Source organism: Nocardiopsis halotolerans DSM 44410, assembly GCF_000341065.1.
GTDB lineage: Bacteria > Actinomycetota > Actinomycetes > Streptosporangiales > Streptosporangiaceae > Nocardiopsis > Nocardiopsis halotolerans.
This window is the reverse complement of record NZ_ANAX01000040.1, coordinates 42426-59768: the sequence shown is the minus strand read 5'-3', so window position 1 is coordinate 59768 and position 17343 is coordinate 42426. Positions and strand designations below refer to the sequence as shown.

At 71.2% G+C, this 17343-nt stretch carries 18 protein-coding genes and 2 pseudogenes; 18 read left to right on the top strand and 2 right to left on the bottom strand.

Features of this window, described 5'->3' with window-relative positions; all coding sequences use genetic code 11:
• Nucleotides 1-235, bottom strand: a pseudogene (locus D455_RS32040) (hypothetical protein); the annotation flags it as partial.
• A 483-nt stretch (nt 236-718) separates the two neighbouring features.
• On the opposite strand from D455_RS32040, the gene D455_RS0103290 reads away from it, so the two are divergent.
• Together D455_RS0103290 and D455_RS0103285 are read left to right on the top strand one after the other, a co-directional pair.
• A complete protein-coding gene (locus D455_RS0103290; protein ID WP_040684350.1) occupies nt 719-964 on the top strand; it encodes a hypothetical protein in 246 nt (81 codons plus the stop codon).
• A gap of 91 nt (nt 965-1055) precedes the next feature.
• The gene (locus D455_RS0103285) at nt 1056-1643 is read left to right on the top strand and encodes an RNA polymerase sigma factor (protein WP_017569344.1); all 588 of its coding nucleotides are present in this window, start codon (nt 1056-1058) and stop codon (nt 1641-1643) included.
• A gap of 122 nt (nt 1644-1765) precedes the next feature.
• On the opposite strand, the gene D455_RS0103280 is transcribed toward D455_RS0103285, so the two are convergent.
• Nucleotides 1766-2293 (bottom strand): inorganic diphosphatase, encoded by a 528-nt coding sequence (locus tag D455_RS0103280; protein ID WP_169552585.1) that lies wholly within the window; start codon nt 2291-2293, stop codon nt 1766-1768.
• An 86-nt stretch (nt 2294-2379) separates the two neighbouring features.
• Between D455_RS0103280 and dacB the strand changes: the two genes are divergently transcribed.
• The 16 genes and pseudogenes from dacB to D455_RS0103200 all read left to right on the top strand — a co-directional run bounded on the left by dacB (nt 2380) and on the right by D455_RS0103200 (nt 17339).
• On the top strand, nt 2380-3747 hold the full coding sequence (gene dacB, locus D455_RS0103275; protein WP_017569342.1) for a D-alanyl-D-alanine carboxypeptidase/D-alanyl-D-alanine endopeptidase: 1368 nt from the start codon (nt 2380-2382) through the stop codon (nt 3745-3747).
• A gap of 133 nt (nt 3748-3880) precedes the next feature.
• The gene (locus D455_RS0103270) at nt 3881-4963 is read left to right on the top strand and encodes a zinc-dependent metalloprotease (RefSeq protein ID WP_017569341.1); all 1083 of its coding nucleotides are present in this window, start codon (nt 3881-3883) and stop codon (nt 4961-4963) included.
• Complete coding sequence (gene tilS / locus D455_RS0103265; RefSeq protein WP_017569340.1) at nt 4960-6027, top strand: tRNA lysidine(34) synthetase TilS; 1068 nt, start codon at nt 4960-4962, stop codon at nt 6025-6027. Before D455_RS0103270 ends, tilS begins: the two co-directional genes overlap by 4 nt.
• A gap of 137 nt (nt 6028-6164) precedes the next feature.
• Entirely contained in the window at nt 6165-6719 is a 555-nt protein-coding gene (hpt, locus tag D455_RS0103260) for a hypoxanthine phosphoribosyltransferase (protein WP_026122269.1), read from the top strand.
• A 280-nt stretch (nt 6720-6999) separates the two neighbouring features.
• On the top strand, nt 7000-9033 hold the full coding sequence (gene ftsH, locus D455_RS0103255) for an ATP-dependent zinc metalloprotease FtsH (protein WP_017569338.1): 2034 nt from the start codon (nt 7000-7002) through the stop codon (nt 9031-9033).
• The gene (gene folE, locus D455_RS0103250; protein ID WP_017569337.1) at nt 9030-9632 is read left to right on the top strand and encodes a GTP cyclohydrolase I FolE; all 603 of its coding nucleotides are present in this window, start codon (nt 9030-9032) and stop codon (nt 9630-9632) included. The genes ftsH and folE overlap by 4 nt, the downstream gene beginning before the upstream one ends.
• A gap of 232 nt (nt 9633-9864) precedes the next feature.
• Nucleotides 9865-10764 carry a dihydropteroate synthase gene (gene folP, locus D455_RS0103245; protein ID WP_017569336.1) on the top strand — a complete coding sequence of 300 codons (900 nt, stop codon included), beginning with the start codon at nt 9865-9867 and terminating at the stop codon, nt 10762-10764.
• Nucleotides 10761-11210 carry a nuclear transport factor 2 family protein gene (locus D455_RS0103240; RefSeq protein ID WP_017569335.1) on the top strand — a complete coding sequence of 150 codons (450 nt, stop codon included), beginning with the start codon at nt 10761-10763 and terminating at the stop codon, nt 11208-11210. The genes folP and D455_RS0103240 overlap by 4 nt, the downstream gene beginning before the upstream one ends.
• Nucleotides 11210-11566: pseudogene (gene folB, locus D455_RS29020) on the top strand (dihydroneopterin aldolase); the annotation flags it as partial. The gene D455_RS0103240 and the pseudogene folB, both read left to right, overlap by 1 nt.
• Before the next feature lie 68 nt (nt 11567-11634).
• Entirely contained in the window at nt 11635-12174 is a 540-nt protein-coding gene (gene folK / locus D455_RS0103230; protein ID WP_017569333.1) for a 2-amino-4-hydroxy-6-hydroxymethyldihydropteridine diphosphokinase, read from the top strand.
• Nucleotides 12174-12656 (top strand): DUF3180 domain-containing protein, encoded by a 483-nt coding sequence (locus D455_RS0103225; protein ID WP_017569332.1) that lies wholly within the window; start codon nt 12174-12176, stop codon nt 12654-12656. Before folK ends, D455_RS0103225 begins: the two co-directional genes overlap by 1 nt.
• A 419-nt stretch (nt 12657-13075) precedes the next feature.
• The gene (locus tag D455_RS0103220; RefSeq protein WP_017569331.1) at nt 13076-13522 is read left to right on the top strand and encodes a PH domain-containing protein; all 447 of its coding nucleotides are present in this window, start codon (nt 13076-13078) and stop codon (nt 13520-13522) included.
• A 207-nt stretch (nt 13523-13729) separates the two neighbouring features.
• Nucleotides 13730-15115 carry a PH domain-containing protein gene (locus D455_RS0103215; protein WP_086003338.1) on the top strand — a complete coding sequence of 462 codons (1386 nt, stop codon included), beginning with the start codon at nt 13730-13732 and terminating at the stop codon, nt 15113-15115.
• Nucleotides 15116-15360: 245 nt separating this feature from the next.
• Nucleotides 15361-15603, top strand: coding sequence for a chaplin family protein (locus tag D455_RS0103210; protein ID WP_026122268.1), 243 nt, complete (start codon nt 15361-15363; stop codon nt 15601-15603).
• A gap of 419 nt (nt 15604-16022) precedes the next feature.
• Nucleotides 16023-16265 (top strand): hypothetical protein, encoded by a 243-nt coding sequence (locus tag D455_RS0103205; protein ID WP_026122267.1) that lies wholly within the window; start codon nt 16023-16025, stop codon nt 16263-16265.
• A gap of 189 nt (nt 16266-16454) precedes the next feature.
• Nucleotides 16455-17339, top strand: a complete 885-nt coding sequence (locus D455_RS0103200; RefSeq protein ID WP_017569327.1) for a Rossmann-like and DUF2520 domain-containing protein — start codon at nt 16455-16457, stop codon at nt 17337-17339.
• Nucleotides 17340-17343 lie beyond the last annotated feature (4 nt).

Here is a 17343-nt window from a genome sequence, read left to right as displayed (position 1 = left end):
GGCCGACGGTCGGCAGGCGGCGCTCGTCCAGGTGGGCGTAGCCGGAGCGGCGTCCGGCGTCCACCACGTCGCCGATCCCCTCCGGGGAGACACTCGCGGAACGCGCGACCGGTGCGTCGACGGCCTCACGGGTGGTTCCGGGAACGGGGAGTACGGCGGTGCGGGAGAGAGTGCGCTGGGGCATCGTGAGAGGATCCTTCACGTGTGCGCGCCCCGGGAACGGGAGCGCGCGGATGTCGTCTGGGAGCCCCGGTGCGCCGGGGCGGCGGGGAACGGCTCCACGTGCACGCGTGGAGACGAAGATCACCCTGCGGGACGTGCCCCGCGGCGGTCACACGGTGGAGTGGACGGCGCGGAGGGGCACACGGTCGGTCGGTGGAGTTCGCGAGCGACTCAGCGACGACAACACGGACACGCCGCACGGGCCAGGCGGCAGGAGGCCCCGGGGGCCGTACGAGCCATGGCGTCGGTGCGCGTGCGCGGATACATAGGTGTAAGGAGACCAGCAAGGACCGGGAGGAGTCAAGCGACGGTCCGGTGATCGTGTGTGTCGGAAGCTTCACCCCGGGTTTCCCGGGCGTGTTGCGGACGGCGCCTCGCGGTGGTGACATGTGGAGCCCTCACGTCCTCACGTGCGTCCACCGCCGGAGCGGGCTCCCCTCCCCCCAGCCGTAGTGACAGGAGTGGCCGTTATGGCATCCGTCCCCAGAGGGTGCAGTTGAACCCCGAGACCCCGGGGCTGTGGGCGCGTGTGCTGGTACGCGGGCTCGTCGTCGCGGCGGCCTGGGTGATGGCGTTCGGCTTCCTCGGACCGGGGGAGGCCACGCTGGTCGCCGCCCTGACCGCGATCACCTTCGTGCTGCTGTGGCTGCGCGCGCGCACCGGAAGGCGGCCCGCGTCCCCGCCCCCGGCGTTCCCCCGGCACCCCGGACCCGGTACCGGTCGTCACGCGGACGGGGAGTGAGCCCTCCGAAGCCGTGGGCGTTCGTCGCGGGAGCGACGTCTTTCGGCGAAGCGGTGGGTACCGTGCCACGCGCGGCGTAGATTCTTGGTCCATGACGGACCGGGATCTTCTCCACGCCCTGTACTCCGGCCGTACTCCGCCGGAGGACGCCTACGCGAGGCTTCTCGACGCGTACGGGGACGAGCTGTACCGGCGTTGCATCCTGGTCCTCCGCGACCGCGACGCCGCCCACGTGGTGCTCAGGGACACGCTGATCGCCGCACGTGCGCACATCGGGCGGCTCCCCGACGCCGACCGGCTGGGTGAGTGGCTGCACGCGCTCGCCGAGGTCGAGTGCGCGCGCCATCGGGCGAGCGGCCCGGGCGGCCTCCCGCGGGGCGAGCTGGCGATGCCGCGGAACACCGCGCTGGTGCGGGCGCGGGTGCTCAACGGGATGACCGGCCCCGAACTCGACGGCTACCGCGCGCACGTGGCCCTGCGCGCCGACCGCTTCGACCGGAACGGCTTCCCGAGACCGCCGGTCGACCCGGTCCTGTCGCGCGGCCTGGCCTCCCTGGTGCCCGTCGCCCTGGTGGTGCTGTGCGCCCTGCTGCTGATCGCCCTGGCCGGGTACACGCTCTCCAGCCACTCCGCGCACGAGCCGATCCCCGGCGCGGTCGCCTCACACGGTCACCGCTGACGCCGCGGCACCGGACACGGCACGCCCCGGCCCCGTACACGGGCGAGGCCCGGCGGGAGAGTCCTCCGCCGGGCCGTCACCGCGACGCCGGGACACGCTGGTCGGCGTCCGGCACGCCGTTCTCAGCCGCTCTTCACGTCGGAGATGTGCGAGGCGTCGCCGTGCGCTCCGTGCTCCTCGGCGCGCTTGACCGAGGCGGTGATCTCCTGCTCGGCCTCGTGACGGCCGACCCAGGTGGCGCCCTCGACGGACTTGCCGGGCTCCAGGTCCTTGTACACCGTGAAGAAGTGCTCGATCTCCAGGCGCTCGAACTCGTTCACGTGGTGAATGTCACGCAGGTGCTCCTGGCGCGGGTCCGTCGCGGGAACGCAGAGCAGCTTGTCGTCACCCCCGGCCTCGTCGCGCATGCGGAACATGCCGATGGCGCGGGCCCGGATCAGGCAGCCCGGGAACGTCGGGGCCTTGAGCAGGACGAGGGCGTCCAGGGGGTCGCCGTCCTCGCCGAGGGTCCCCTCGACGAACCCGTAGTCGGCGGGGTAGGTCGTGGAGGTGAACAGCATGCGGTCGAGACGGATACGACCGGTCTCGTGGTCCACCTCGTACTTGTTGCGCTCCCCCTTGGGGATCTCGATCGTAACGTCGAATTCCATGCTGATCTCGGCTCCCAATGCGACTAATGTCGCCGTATAACTACAACGTCAGGCCGCGACCCCGAAGGAAGGGCAGGTGCCCCCGAGTGCGACGGGTACGAGGTGAGGCGCTCCTCGCGCTGGCCCTGCTCAACATATTCGTGCTGTTCGCCGGGTTCGTCACCCTCGACGTGATCGAGGCTCGACCGCTTCCCGCGGCACCCAGCCCGGTCACGGACGCCGAGGGCGTGGCGGCGGTGGAACCCGCGGCCTCGACACCGGCGGACCCGGAACGGATCGCGGACATCCTTGATGATCCCATGGCGGCCTCCGGGATCGAGGAGGGCCTCTCCGGTTTCGTCGTGGGCGGCGCCACCGGCGAGGCGCTCTTCGAGCTGGACGCGGACACTCCCGTGACCCCGGCGTCGACCACGAAGATCGTCACGGCCATCGCCGTGCTGGCCGCCGTCGGCCCCGACCACGTGCTGCGCACCGAGACCCGCCTCGATCCGGAGGAGAACCGGGTGGTGCTGCGCGGAGGGGGTGACGTGACGCTGACCGCGACCGCCGACTCCGCAGCTTACCCGCAGGTAGCGACCCTGGAGGAGCTGGCCGAACGCACCGCGGACGCCCTCGCGGAGCGGGGGACGGACACCGTCTCCCTCGGCTACGACGACTCGCTGTTCAGCGGGCCCACCACGCCCCCCGGCTGGAAGCCGAACTACATCCCCGAGGGCAACGCCGCCCCCGTCACGGCCCTGATGATCGACTCCGGCCGGGTCTCCCCCGACGCCCGGGGCCACGGCTCGCGCTCGACCGAGCCGTCGCTGCACGCGGCCCGGGCCTTCGCCGAGCAGTTGGAGGAGGCCGGGATCACGGTCGAGGGCGAACCCGTTCCCGCCACCGCCTCGGGGGACCCGATCGCCTCGGTGTCGTCGGCGCGGATGTCCGCGGTGATCGAGCACATGATGCTGTCCAGCGACAACATCGGGGCCGAGGCCATCGCCCGGGTCGCCGCGATCGAGACCGGCTACGAGCCCACCTTCGAGGGCGCCACCACGGCCACCCACCAGGTCATGGCGGACCTGGGGGTCGAGGGGGTGCACCTGTCCGACAACAGCGGCCTGAGCACGCTGAACGAGATCACGCCGCGGGCCCTGGTCGAACTCCTGATGCTGGCCGCGAGCGACGAGCACCCCGAGCTGAGCGCCGCGATCACCGGACTGCCCACGGCGAACTCCACGGGAACCCTGGCCAAGGGGGGACGCTACTCCGCGTACTCGGCCGCCCATGAGGGCGCGGGCCTGGTACGCGGCAAGACCGGCACCCTGAACGGCGTGAGCACGCTGGCGGGGACCGTCCACGACCAGGACGGCCACGTGTTCTTCTTCGCCTTCATGGCCAACCACGAGGACGCCGTGGGAAGCCGTCTGGACCCCCTGGCCGCCGCGCTCAGCCAGTGCGGCTGCTCCTGAGGGGAGACGGGGGACACCGGAGGGAGGAACGACGGGATTCGGCCCTTCTCGGGGGCATCCCGGGCCGTACCCGGAAATCCCACCCTGATCCCCGTGCCGTCGTCCTCCACGTGGGTAGGCTGGCGGTGTGACTGTGATCGACTGGGACGTAGCCGTCAACACCGGTGTCCGCCTCGTGCGCCCCGGGCCGCAGGTGGATCTGTCCGACGCACGGCGGGCCGTGGCGCAGTTGCGCGAGCTTTCCACCGTGGCGGCCGGGCACGTGCGTGAATTCACCGGAATGAACCCCCTCGAACCAGCGGGCCCGGCGGCCATCGTGGACCGCCCCGGCTGGATCCGAGCCAACGTCGACGGGTTTCGAGTGGTCATCGAACCCGTACTCGAACAGATGGGCGCCGATCGGCTCAACAGCAGCCCGGCCGCGAACCTGACCAGCGCGGTCGGCTCCCGGATCACCGGGGTGCAGCTCGGCGCGGTGCTCTCCTACCTGGCCGGGAAGGTCCTCGGCCAGTACGAGCTCTTCCTGCCCCCGGACCCCGACGGCACCATGCCGACGGGCCGTCTCACGCTGGTGGCGCCCAACATCGTCAACACCGAACGCGAGATGGACGTCGACTCCCGGGACTTCCGCCTGTGGGTGTGCCTGCACGAGGAGACCCACCGCATGCAGTTCACGGCCACGCCGTGGCTGCGCGGCCACGTCCAGGAGCTGATGCAGGAGCTGCTCCTGTCGTCGGAGATGAACGCGGTCGACCTCATCGGCAGGCTGCGCGCCGCGGGCGAGGCCGTCGCCGACGCCGTCCGGGGCAACGGCGAGGGCAACCTCATCACCGCCATCCAGAGTCCGGAGCAGAGCGAGATCATGGACCGGGTCACCGCGGTCATGAGCCTCGCCGAGGGCCACGGCGACTACGTCATGGACGCCGTCGGCCCCGAGGTGGTGCCCACCGTCTCCACCATCCGCGCCCGCTTCCAGAAGCGCCGCGCCTCCGTCAACCCCGTCGACCGGATCATGCGCCAGCTGCTCGGCATGGACATGAAGATGCGCCAGTACGAGGAGGGCGCCGCCTTCGTCCGGACCGTGGTGGCCGAGGTCGGCATGAACGAGTTCAACAAGGTGTGGACCTCCCCCGAGACCCTGCCCAGCCTGGCGGAGATCCGTAACCCCACGGCCTGGATCGACCGGGTCGTGCGTCCAGCCGCCATCACCGAGTGAGCGGTCCGCATCCGGCCGTGGCCGCCGTGCGCTCGGCGGTCCGCCGGGTGTTGTCGGACCTGCCCGCCGACACCACGGTCCTGGTGGCGTGCAGCGGCGGTGCCGACTCCCTGGCGCTCGCAGGGGCGGTGGCCTTCGAGGCGCCGCGGGCGGGGCGGTCCGCCGGAGCGGTCACCGTCGACCACGGGCTCCAGGAGGGTTCGGCCCAGCGCGCCGAAGCCGTCGCCAAGGTCCTGGACGGGCTCGGCCTCGCCCCCGTCCTGGTCCGCACGGTCGAGGTCACCGGTCGCGGTGGGCCCGAGGCCGCCGCACGGCGCGCCCGTTACGGGGCTCTGGACGGCGCCGTCGCCGACCACGCCCCCGCGGTGGTGCTGCTCGGCCACACCCTCGACGACCAGGCCGAGACGGTCCTGCTCGGGCTGGCACGCGGATCGGGGGCGCGTTCCCTGGCGGGCATGGCGCCGCGCACCGGCCACCACCTGCGTCCCCTGCTCGGCCTGGACCGCGCCACCGTGCGCGAGGCCTGTGCCCGGATGGGGCTGGACGCCTGGGAGGACCCGCACAACCTCGATCCCCGCTTCGCCCGGTCCCGGGTACGCCACGAGGCGCTGCCCGCCCTGGAACGGGCGCTGGGACCGGGGATCGCGGCCGCCCTCGCCCGCACGGCGGGGATGCTGCGCGCCGACGCCGACACCCTGGACGTGTTCGCCGACGGCCTGTACGCGGAGTCGACGGACACGAACGGTTCGGGGGACACGGGTTCCGGGAGCGGGGACCCCGGGGACGCGCGTTCCGGAGCGGCGGAGGGGGGAACCACCGGTGGACCCCCGACGGGCGGGCCGGAACTGGCGGTGGCGCCCCTGGCGGAGGCCCCCGACGCCCTGCGCACCCGGGTCCTGCGCCGGGCCGCGCTGGCCGCGGGCTGCCCGGCCAGCGCGCTGACCGCCCGGCACGTGAGCGAGCTGGACCGGCTGGTCACCGCCTGGCGTGGCCAGTCCCACATCGACCTGCCCGGCGGAGTCCGCGGTCGCCGTGTCGCGGGCCGTGTCCGTTTCGAGCGCTGAACCCCGGTACGAGCGGTGTGTCCGCCCGGAGGCGCACCGTTTTCGGAAGGGCGGGGGCATGGTCTGGCGCCGTCGCCGTGTTCGGCACGTTTATCCTGGTTGCCGCAAACGGGGAACCCAGCAGCGAGGACATGAGCGTGGACGCCAAAGACATGGGTCAGGATCTGGAGAAGGTCCTGGTCACCGAGGAAGAGATCAAGGCGCGCCTGGCGGAGCTCGGCGCGCGGATCGACGCCGACTACGCGGACAGGGACCTGCTCATCGTCGGTGTGCTCAAGGGCGCGGTCATGGTCATGGCCGACCTCGCGCGAGCGCTGCACACCCCCGTCTCCATGGACTGGATGGCCGTCTCCTCCTACGGGGCCGGGACGACCTCCTCCGGAGTGGTCCGCATCCTCAAGGACCTGGAGACCGACATCAAGGACCGCGACGTCCTCATCGTCGAGGACGTCATCGACTCGGGGCTGACCCTGTCCTGGCTGATCGGCAACCTGAAGTCGCGCGGCCCCCGCTCGGTGGAGGTCTGCACCATGGTCCGCAAGCCGCTGGCCTTCGACGTCGACCTCGACGTCAAGTACGTCGGCTTCGACCTGCCCAACGAGTTCATCATCGGGTACGGCCTCGACTACGCCGAGAAGTACCGCAACCTGCCGTTCATCGGCACCCTCGCCCCGCACGTCTACGAGCACTAGGGAGGGTGCCGCCGTCGTGCGGTCCGCTCGGGGCCGCACGACGACGGCGCGGGGACTGTGGGAATCGCCACGGGAACAACACGGCGGTGTGTCGTCGTTGCTTCCATGACGGTTCCCGTCCGTCGTCGCGCGGGTGTGCCCGCTCGACGGTGCGAGGTGTACCGTCGAATTTCCCGGCGGCATCGCGGGGAACCACGTGTCCGATAGGTCCTGCTTCGGAAAGTCCTCTGGGGTGGGTCGGCCTGGTCAGGAGGGACGGACCCGACAGGGTTCCGCTCACATGAATCTGAAGCGTTTTTTCCGCGGCCCGTGGATCTGGATCCTGGCCGTGTGCCTCATGCTCATCATCGGTTTCGGTGTCTTCGACGTCGGCGGCGGCCCTGAGCCCGAGGCGGCCGACATCTCGGAGGTCCAGCAGCTCATCGAGCGGGACCAGGTGGTCAACGCCGAGATCGTCGACCGCGATCAGCGCATCGTGCTGACCACGGTCGACGACGAGGTCCTTGAGGCGTACTGGGTCGAGGGCCAGGGGCTCCAGCTCGCGGACATGCTGGAGACCTCCCGGGACGCCGAGGACACCAACCTGAAGTCCTACAAGGTCTCGGTCGCGACCACGCCGATCTGGACCACCGCGCTGTTCAGCCTTCTGCCGCTGATCATCATCATCGTCATCTTCTGGTTCATCTTCAGCCAGATGCAGGGCGGCGGGTCGCGCGTGATGAACTTCGGCAAGTCCAAGGCCAAGCTGATCACCAAGGACACCCCCAAGAACACCTTCACCGACGTCGCCGGTGCCGACGAGGCCATCGAGGAGCTCCACGAGATCAAGGAGTTCCTCCAGAACCCGGCCAAGTTCCAGGCGATGGGGGCCAAGATCCCCAAGGGCGTCCTGCTGATGGGCCCGCCCGGAACCGGTAAGACCCTGCTGGCCCGCGCCGTCGCCGGTGAGGCCGGGGTTCCGTTCTACTCCATCTCCGGCTCGGACTTCGTCGAGATGTTCGTCGGTGTCGGCGCCTCCCGCGTGCGCGACCTGTTCGAGCAGGCCAAGGCCAACGCCCCCGCGATCATCTTCATCGACGAGATCGACGCCGTCGGCCGCCACCGCGGCGCCGGCATGGGCGGCGGGCACGACGAGCGCGAGCAGACCCTCAACCAGATGCTGGTCGAGATGGACGGCTTCGACGTCAAGGGCGGCGTCATCCTCATCGCCGCCACCAACCGGCCCGACATCCTGGACCCGGCGCTGCTGCGCCCGGGCCGCTTCGACCGGCAGGTCGTCGTGGACCGCCCCGACATGGACGGGCGCCGCGACATCCTCAAGGTGCACGCCAAGGGCAAGCCGATGGCGGACGACGTCGACTTCAACGTCATCGCCCGCCAGACCGCAGGGATGACCGGCGCCGACCTGGCCAACGTCATCAACGAGGGCGCGCTGCTGTCCGCGCGGGCGGACCAGAACGTCATCACCCACGGCATCCTGGAGGAGGCCATCGAGCGGGTCATGGCCGGTCCCGAGCGCAAGACCCGGGTGATGTCCGACCAGGAGAAGAAGGTCATCGCCTACCACGAGGGCGGACACGCCCTGGTGGGCCACGCGCTGCCCAACGCCGACCCGGTGCACAAGATCACCATCCTGCCGCGCGGTCGCGCCCTGGGCTACACGATGTCGATTCCGACCGAGGACAAGTTCCTCACCTCCCGCTCGCAGATGATGGACCAGCTCGCCATGATGCTCGGCGGGCGCGCCGCCGAGGAGCTGGTCTTCCACGAGCCCACCACCGGTGCGGGCAACGACATCGACAAGGCCACCAACCTGGCCCGCAACATGGTCACCGAGTACGGCATGAGCGAGCGCCTGGGCGCCCGCAAGTTCGGCTCCTCCGACAACCAGCCCTTCCTGGGCCGGGAGATGTCGCACGCCCGCGAGTACTCCGAGGAGATCGCCTCCGTCATCGACGAGGAGGTGCGCCGCCTCATCGAGTCCGCGCACGACGAGGCCTACGAGGTCCTCGTCGAGTACCGGGACGTCCTGGACGACCTGGTCGTGGCGCTGCTGGAGAAGGAGACCCTGTCCAAGCAGCAGGTGCTGGAGATCTTCGAGCCGGTGCGCAAGCGCCCGTCCCGCGGTTCCTACACCGGTTACGGCAAGCGCCAGCCCTCCGAGCGGCCTCCGGTGCGCTCGAAGAAGGAGATGGCCATGCTGCACAGCTCCGAGCACCAGGGAACCGACTTCCGGGGGGCTGACGTCCATGGCTCCGCCACCAACGGACAGCTGCCCGGATGGGCCGGCGGTATCGAGGGAGACGACTCGTGACAGCGGCTGACGAGGAACTGCCCCCCAGGTCCGTGGACCGACTGCGCATCGAGCGCGCCGTCCGCGAGATCCTGATCGCGATCGGTGAGGACCCCGACCGCGACGGCCTGGTCAAGACCCCCGAGCGGGTCGCCAGGGCCTACGAGGAGCAGTTCGCGGGGCTGGGCCAGAAGCCCGGTGACGTGCTGACCACGGTGTTCGAGGCCGACCACGAGGAGATGGTCATGGTCAAGGACATCGAGCTCTACTCCACGTGCGAGCACCACCTGGTGCCGTTCTACGGGGTGGCGCACGTGGGCTACATCCCCGGGGCCGACGGGCGTATCACCGGCCTGAGCAAGCTCGCCCGCCTGGTGGACGTGTACGCGCGCCGCCCGCAGGTGCAGGAACGGCTCACCGGCCAGGTCTCCGACGCGATCATGGAGCACCTTCAGCCGCGCGGTGTGATCGTCGTGGTCGAGGCCGAGCACCTGTGCATGACCATGCGCGGCGTGCGCAAGCCCGGGGCCAAGACCGTCACCTCGGCGGTGCGGGGCATCTTCCGCAGCAGCGACCGGACCCGCTCCGAGGCGATGAGTCTGATCCTCGACCGCCGCTAGCCCGCCGTCGCCCGCCCGGGGGCGTGCCACCGCCCCCCCCGACGGCGTTCCGCGCGGTGCCTCCCCCCCGCCCGGGTACTTGGGAAGCCCGAGCCGTCCTCCCCGGGTCCTCCCCGGAGTGGACGTTCGGGGACCGGGACGGGCGGGGAGGGAATTCTCCTACCGATCGTGTGGGGAATGACGCGAAGCCCTCCCACCTCCGGCGCACCCACGTACGCGTAGGGTGATTCCCATGGGGCCGAAACACACACTTCCGGGACTGCCCGACCGCGGGCGGTGTCTGGTCATGGGGGTCGTGAACGTCACCCCCGACTCCTTCTCCGACGGCGGGGCGTGGTTCGATCCCGGCAGGGCGATCGAACACGGGACGCGCCTGGTCGAGGAGGGCGCCGACATCGTCGACGTGGGCGGTGAATCCACCCGCCCCGGCGCGCAGCGCGTCTCCGCGGAGGAGGAGCTGCGCAGGGTCGAACCGGTCGTGCGCGAACTCGCCGCGCGCGGTGTCGCCGTCAGCGTCGACACCATGCGCGCCGAGGTCGCCGAGAGGGCGGTGGAGGCCGGAGCCGTCCTCGTCAACGACGTCAGCGGCGGTATGGCCGACCCGGCCATGGCCCGACTCGTGGCCTCTTCCGGCGTTGCCTACGTGTTGATGCACTGGCGTGGGCATAGTCATGACATGCAGAGCCGTGCCGTGTACACGGATGTCGTCCAGGAGGTCCTCGATGAGCTCCGCGACCGTATGGAGGCCATGATCAGTGCAGGTGTCGACCCCGGCCAGATCGTTCTGGACCCCGGGTTGGGATTCTCCAAGCGCCCCGAGCAGGCACACAACTGGGCGCTGCTCCACGACCTCGAACGCTTTCACGAACTCGGCCGTCCGGTGCTGGTGGCCGGATCGCGTAAGCGCTTCCTGAGCCGTCTGCTCAGCGACCCCAAGGAACGTCCCTTCACCGAGTGCGACGCCGCCACCGCGGCCGTCACCACCCTGTCCGCGGACCGGGGCGCGTGGGCCGTGCGGGTGCACGACGTCCGCCCCAACGCCGACGCCGTCCGCGTGGCCGCGGCCTGGTCCGACGGGGGTGCCCGCCTGGACGAGGGACGTGCCGAGCCGATGGACCGGGGCGGCCTGTGAAGTCACGCCAGGAGGTCATGGAGCGCGTGGCGGAGGCCAACGCGCAGTTCTACAGCGCCATCGAGAACGGCGACATCGACCTGATGCGCAGTGTGTGGGCGGAGGAGCACGAGGCACCCGACCTGGTGTGCGTGAACCCCGGCTGGCCGCTGCTGCGCGGGCGCACCGAGATCATGCGCGCCTGGTCGCTGATCATGGCCAACGTCACCTACATCCAGTACGTGCTCACCGAGACCCACGTCGGCGTCGGCGGCGACATCGCCATGGTGACGTGTGAGGAGAACGTGCTGACCGCCGAGGAGGACAGTCCCGGCTTCGTCGCGGGCGGCCAGGTGGTGACCACCAACCTGTTCGTGTACACCGACCAGGGATGGCGGCTGTGGTCGCACCACGCCTCGCCCGTGCTGATGGAGGAGGAAGAGGACGAAGGAGAGGTCGAGGCCTGATGCGTGACCGCGTCGCGCTCCGCGGCCTGCGGGCCCGCGGTCACCACGGCGTGTTCGACTTCGAACGCCGGGAGGGCCAGGACTTCGTGGTCGACGCGGTGCTCCACCTGGACGCCGCACCGGCGGCTGCCTCGGACGACGTGGCCGACACCGTCCACTACGGCCTGCTCGCCGACCGGCTGGTCGCGATCGTGACGGGGGAACCGGTCAACCTGATCGAGACCCTCGCCGAGAGGCTGGCCGGGGAGTGCCTGGCCGAACCGCTGGTCGAGCGGGTGGAGGTGACGGTGCACAAGCCGTCGGCACCCATCGAGCACGAGTTCGCGGACGTGGCGGTCACCGTCACCCGCGACCGTGGGGAGCCGCGGCGTGAACCCGGTGACCTCGGGGACCCCAGGGACCCGGCGGACCCCGGGGAGCGGACGTGACGCGGGCCGTACTCGCCCTGGGCTCCAACCTCGGGGACCGGATGGCGACCCTCCAGGGCGCCGTGGACACGCTGCTGGGCGGTGCGGACGCGCCGGTCCCGGTGGCGGTGTCCCCCGTCTACGAGACCGAGCCCGTGGGCGGGCCCGAACAGGGCGCCTTCCTCAACGCGGTCCTCGTCGTGGACTCGGGTGACACGCCCCGGGGCCTGCTGGAACGCGCCCACGCCGCCGAGCGGGCCTTCGACCGGGTCCGGGAGGTCCGGTGGGGGCCGCGCACGCTGGACGTGGACCTCATCGTGTTCGGGGACGTGCGCGACGACGACCCCGAGCTGACCCTGCCGCACCCGCGCGCTCACCTGAGGGCGTTCGTGCTCCAGCCGTGGCTGGACGCCGATCCCCTCGCGCGGCTTCCCGGGCACGGCCCGGTGGCCGAGCTGCTGGACGGCGTGAGGGCGGCGGACACCACGGGTGAGCAGCGGTTGTACGAGCGTGCGGACCTGCGGCTGAGACTGCCGGACGAGGGGGCACGGGGCTGATGCCCGAGGACGACGAGAGGCGGATGCGTCCCACCGGGTGGCGTGTTCCGTCCGTGCTGGCGGTGGTCGGCGCCCTCGTGGGCCTGCTGATCACCAACTCCCTGCCGGGACTGCTGGTGCTGCCGTGGTCGGCGATCCCGACCCTGCTGCTGCTCGCGGTCGCCGAGGGGTACACGGCGGGACGGACCCGGCGGCGCATCCGCCGGGCGCCGGGCACCGAACCGATGCAGCCGCTCAGCGCCGCCCGCCTGGTCGCCCTGGCCAAGGCCAGTGCGCTGTTCGCTTCGCTGGCGGCGGGATTCTTCGCGGGAATGGCCCTGTCGGTGTCGGACACGCTGGTGCTGCCCGTGCACCGGGAGGTCTTCCTGACCGCGCTGGGCACGGCCCTGGCGTCCGGGCTGCTGTTGGCCGCCGCCCTGTACCTGGAGCGCGCCTGCCGCGTCCCCGACGACGAGGACGACGAACCGCCCGGTACCGCCTAGGTTCTGTTCTTTGAACCGGTCTCAGCTTGTGGGCGCCCGAACACGGACCGAAGCGGAGCGGAGGTCCAAAAAACACCGCCCAGCGGCTGGCCGGAAGCGCTCCTGGCGTGACGCGTGGGTTCCGCCCCGTGCGTTCGGGGTCAGGCCGCGGTGACCACACCGGGACCGTACGCGGTCGGTCCGCCAGCTTCCTCGGACCCTGGCGGGCACACGAACCCCGGCGGTTCCGCGGGGCGATCCGGGGTGGGCGGAAAACAGTATTTCGTCCGACTTCGCCTTCGCGCCGCGTCGGTCGGCCCGTGCTTGCCTCCGGATGGTTGACTGACTCCGTGGAGACCAGTGACCCGACACCACCGACGCGCCCGTCCCGGCCGATCGACGCGGCGTTCTCGCCACCGGCGAGCGCCTCCTGGAGCCGCGTGTCACCAGCCCTGGCCTGGTACCGCCGCATCGTGGTGGGTGTGCTCTGCCTGATCGTCGGAGGCGGGGGCGCCGTGCTGCTGTCCGTGTGGGCCTCCTGGTACTGGGGCGCCGCCTGGGCGGTGCTGGCCCTGGCGGTACTCGTCACCGGCTGGATCCTGGCGGGCCTCTTCCGCGGGTCGTGGGGGTACACGGAGGGCGCCGAGGAGCTCTACCTGACCTACGGCGTGTTCGTCCGGCAGCTGGTGGTCATCCCCTACGGCCGGATGCAGGTCGTGGACGTCACGGCCGACCTCCTCGAACAGGCCCTCGGCATCGCCACCGTGCAGGTGCGGACCGCCGCGAGCACCGCCGACACGCGGGTGGTCGGGCTTCCGCTCGCCGAGGCCGTCCGGATGCGCGACCGGCTCGCGGCGCGCAGTGAGAGCTTCTCTACGGGGTTGTAAGTGCACGGACCGACGCAGCCGCCACAGGAACCGCCGCACGGTCGTCCGGGGCAGGGCGCCCAGGGCGTCTGGGCCGTGCCCGGGGGAGCGACCCCCGCCCCGCAGGCGCCCACCCTCCTGCCGCCGTCCGTGGGATGGCGGCCACCGCCGGTCCAGCGCCGACGGCCGGAGGACGACGTCACCGCGGGCGTGTTCCGCGCGCACTGGATGACCATCCCGATCCAGGTCGTCGCGGTGACGCTCGTGTTCGTGGCGCTGGCCGGCCCGATCCTCAACTCCTTCGGCTACGCGTGGGTCGTGGTGATGACGGTGGCCGTCGTCTTCGGCACCCTGGCCTACGCCCTGCCCACGTGGTGGTACGGCACCTTCGGCCTGCGCGAGGACCACCTGGTGGTCCACAGCGGCCTGGTGCTGCGCGGTTCGCGCGAGGTCCCGCTCAGCCGCCTCCAGGCGGTGGACGTGGTGCGACCCCTGTTCATGCAGGTGTTCGGCCTGGCCGAACTCCGGATCGAGATGGCGGGCGGCGACGGGAGCGCGATCCGCCTGCGCTGCCTGCACCGGCCCCTGGCCGAACGCATGCGGGTGGCCATCCTCGCGCACGCCGCCGGACTCCCCGGGCGTTCGCCGGAGGCCCCGGAGTGGCCGTTCTACCGGCTGCCGTTCGTGCTGCTGCTCGGCGCGCTCACCTTCCGCGTGCCGATCCTGCTGTCCTTCATCGTGCTTCTCATGCTCGCCACCGCGGGCGTGGTGTTCGTGGAGTTCGGCGTGGTGGGCGCGATCCTCCCGCTCACCCTGGGGTTGCTACGCCACTTCTGGGGACCCCTGACCCGCTACACCGACTACTACGCCTCCCTGTCCTCCGACGGCCTGCGCCTGCGCTACGGCATGTTCCAGCGGCGCATGCAGACGGTCCCTCCGGGGCGCGTGCAGGCCGTGCGCGTGGTCGAGCCCCTCCTCTGGCGTGCCCTGGGCGTGGCGCGGGTCGAGGCCAACGTCGCCGGTTACGCGGGCGCGCGCCAGGGCGACTCGGCGACCCTGCTGCCCGTGGCTCCGCGCCGCACGGCCTTCGCCCTGGTCAACGAACTGTTCCCGGAGAGCGAGGCGGCGTACGTGCCGCTGGTGCCCAACCGCAGCCCGGTGCCGAGCATGGTGGGCGTGGACGAGCGCCTCTTCGTCAGCACCCGCGGCCTGTTCTGCACGGTGACGGAGGTCGTCCCGGTGGAACGCGTGCAGGCGGCGCGTCTGGTGGCGGGGCCGCTGTCCCGCTTCACGGGCCGAGTCACGGTGGACGTGGACACGCCCCCGGGGCCGGTGCGCGCCGAGGCCCCCGGACGCGAGGCGGGGGAGGCGCGCCGCTTCCTCGACGCGCTGGTGGAGTACGGGCGCCGGGCCCGGGTGCCCTCGGCGGGCACGGAGCGCTGGGCGACCCGCGCGACCCTGACCCGTCGACCCGGGCCCGCGGGGTCCGGACGGCCCACCTTCGAACGGCCGGACGGCGGGGCGGACACGTTCCAGGAAAACGGGAGGACCGACACGGCCGACACCTCTGTCGAGAGCGGGACGGAGGGAACGGGAGACACCCCCGGGCGCTGATGTGTCGTGTGTCACATTAAGGGGCCGAAGAGCTTCCAGTTATGGTCTACATGTCGGACATGGATGCTCACTGAAGGCGATACTTCCAGGTCATGGTCGTGAAACACTTCCGCGTTTTGGCCACGCGGAGGGAGTGAGTATGGCTAAATGGTGACCGAACACGACGTGTGTTCGCTGACCTACACATCGTCAACGGTATCGACCGGTTGGCCCCCCACGCCAAACGGTCCGACGGGAGAAACCACATGCTGAAGAAGGCTTTCGCCGCCAGTGCCATCACCGCCGCCGCTGCGGGCGTCCTGTTCACCGGCGCTCCGGCCATGGCCGACGACAACGTGCTCACCTCCGGCAACGGCAGCATCCTGGGTGGGAACCAGCTCGTGGCCGACGTCAACGTGCCGATCAACGTCTGCGGCAACGGCATCGCCATCCTCGGCCTGGCCGGTGGCAGCTGCGTGGACTCCGGCGCCACCGTGAAGGACTGGTAAAGCCGCGGAGCGGCCCGTCCCGGTCGGCCGGACGGCGGGCCCCGCCTGACGAGGCGCCATCCCGTGACGACGGGGTGGCGCCTTCGTCGTCGCACGGAATCCTTTCGTGCCGCCATGGGATTCCCCGGGCGACTCGCCCAACCAGGTCAGCCGCAATAGGAGATTGGTGCCCGACTGGAAACGCGGGACCTCGTAACGCTGCGCGCACACACCACCCGCCGATGTGGAACCTTTGCCCCGATCGACCCCGAGACGTTCCGACACGGTGTGTGAACATGGCGATGTTTATCGTTATAACACCAGTTCAGTGCGGGTGAATGGGGGCTCCTCGGGGGTAGCTTCGTCAGCGGCTCCCCAAGGTGCCAAGAACAACCACCAGTCCGGCGGTCCCCCCGACCGGACGTAGAAGGAGACGCGTGGTGCTCAACAAGACACTCGCCACCGGTGCCGTGGTCCTCGCCTCCGCCGGGGTCCTCCTCACCGCCTCCCCGGCGGCGGCGCACGTCGGTACCTGGACCTCCAACCACGGCTCCGACGTCAGCGGAAACCTCGCCTACATCAACGGCCTGGAGAACGTGAACGCGGGCTGCGGCAACTCCAACGCGGTTCTCGGCAAGTCCCTGGGCTCCTGCTACAACGCCGGGATCATCATCCAGGACTGACGGTACCGACCGGGCCTCCGGTCGGTCGCTTCGCGGACGTGGGGACGGACACACGGTGTCCGTCCCCACGCGCGTGTGCGGGGGCGGGTCGGCAGGTCACCGACCCGGGAGGACTATCGTGTGCTCAGGCGTGACGGCGCGGGGAACACAGGCGCGTCGAACGCATCCGGACCACGAGGGGGCACACGCATGGAGACGACTGAGGGGCGCCCCGCCCGTCTGCGGGTCGGCGTCATCGGGCCGGGCCGGGTCGGCTCCGTCCTCGGCCAGGCCCTGGGCCGCGCCGGACACAAGGTCGTCGCCGCCTCCGCCGTCTCCGAGGCCTCCCGGAACCGCGTCGCCGACCGGCTGCCCACCGCGCGCGTCCTCGAACCGGCACGGGTCGCCGAGGCCAGCGACCTCGTCCTGCTCACCGTCCCCGACGACGACCTGCCCGAACTCGTCGAGGGGCTCGCCTCCACCGGCACCGACCTGCGCGGCAAGATCCTCGTCCACGCCAGCGGCGCGCACGGCTACGGCGTCCTCGCCCCCGCCACCCTCGTCGGCGCCCTGCCCCTCGCGCTCCACCCGGCCATGACCTTCACCGGGCGCGACGAGGACGTCGACCGCCTCGCCAACTGCGCGTTCGGCGTCACCGCGCCCGAGCAGCTGCGCCCCATCGCGGAGGCCCTCGTCGTCGAGATGGGCGCCGAACCCGTGTGGATCACCGAGGACAAGCGCACCCTCTACCACGCGGCCCTGGCCGGGGGCGCCAACCACCTGGTCACCCTGGTCGCCGACAGCGCCGCCCTGCTCTCCTCCGCCGGTGTCGCCGAACCCGGCCGCATGCTCGCGCCCATGCTCAGCGCCGCCCTGGACAACGCCCTGCGCCTGGGCATCCACGGTCTGAGCGGCCCCGTCCTGCGCGGCGACGCCGGGACCGTCGCCGGGCACATCGAGCAGCTCCAGGAGAACGCCCCGGAGAGCGTGGCCAGCTACGTCGAGCTCGCCCGGCTCACCGCCGACCGCGCCATCAACGCCGGAATGCTCAAGCCCGAGGACGCCGCGCGCCTGCTCGACGTCCTCCGCCGCTGAGGGC

Bases quoted from the DNA above. Each gene is read 5' to 3' on its own strand.
- D455_RS0103285 (WP_017569344.1), top strand. From the start codon at position 1,056: ATGACGGACCGGGATCTTCTCCACGCCCTGTACTCCGGCCGTACTCCG.
- D455_RS0103280 (WP_169552585.1), bottom strand. From the start codon at position 2,293: ATGGAATTCGACGTTACGATCGAGATCCCCAAGGGGGAGCGCAACAAG.
- ftsH (WP_017569338.1), top strand. From the start codon at position 7,000: ATGAATCTGAAGCGTTTTTTCCGCGGCCCGTGGATCTGGATCCTGGCC.
- folP (WP_017569336.1), top strand. From the start codon at position 9,865: ATGGGGCCGAAACACACACTTCCGGGACTGCCCGACCGCGGGCGGTGT.
- D455_RS0103225 (WP_017569332.1), top strand. From the start codon at position 12,174: ATGCCCGAGGACGACGAGAGGCGGATGCGTCCCACCGGGTGGCGTGTT.
- D455_RS0103215 (WP_086003338.1), top strand. From the start codon at position 13,730: ATGACCATCCCGATCCAGGTCGTCGCGGTGACGCTCGTGTTCGTGGCG.
- D455_RS0103210 (WP_026122268.1), top strand. From the start codon at position 15,361: ATGCTGAAGAAGGCTTTCGCCGCCAGTGCCATCACCGCCGCCGCTGCG.
- D455_RS0103200 (WP_017569327.1), top strand. From the start codon at position 16,455: ATGGAGACGACTGAGGGGCGCCCCGCCCGTCTGCGGGTCGGCGTCATC.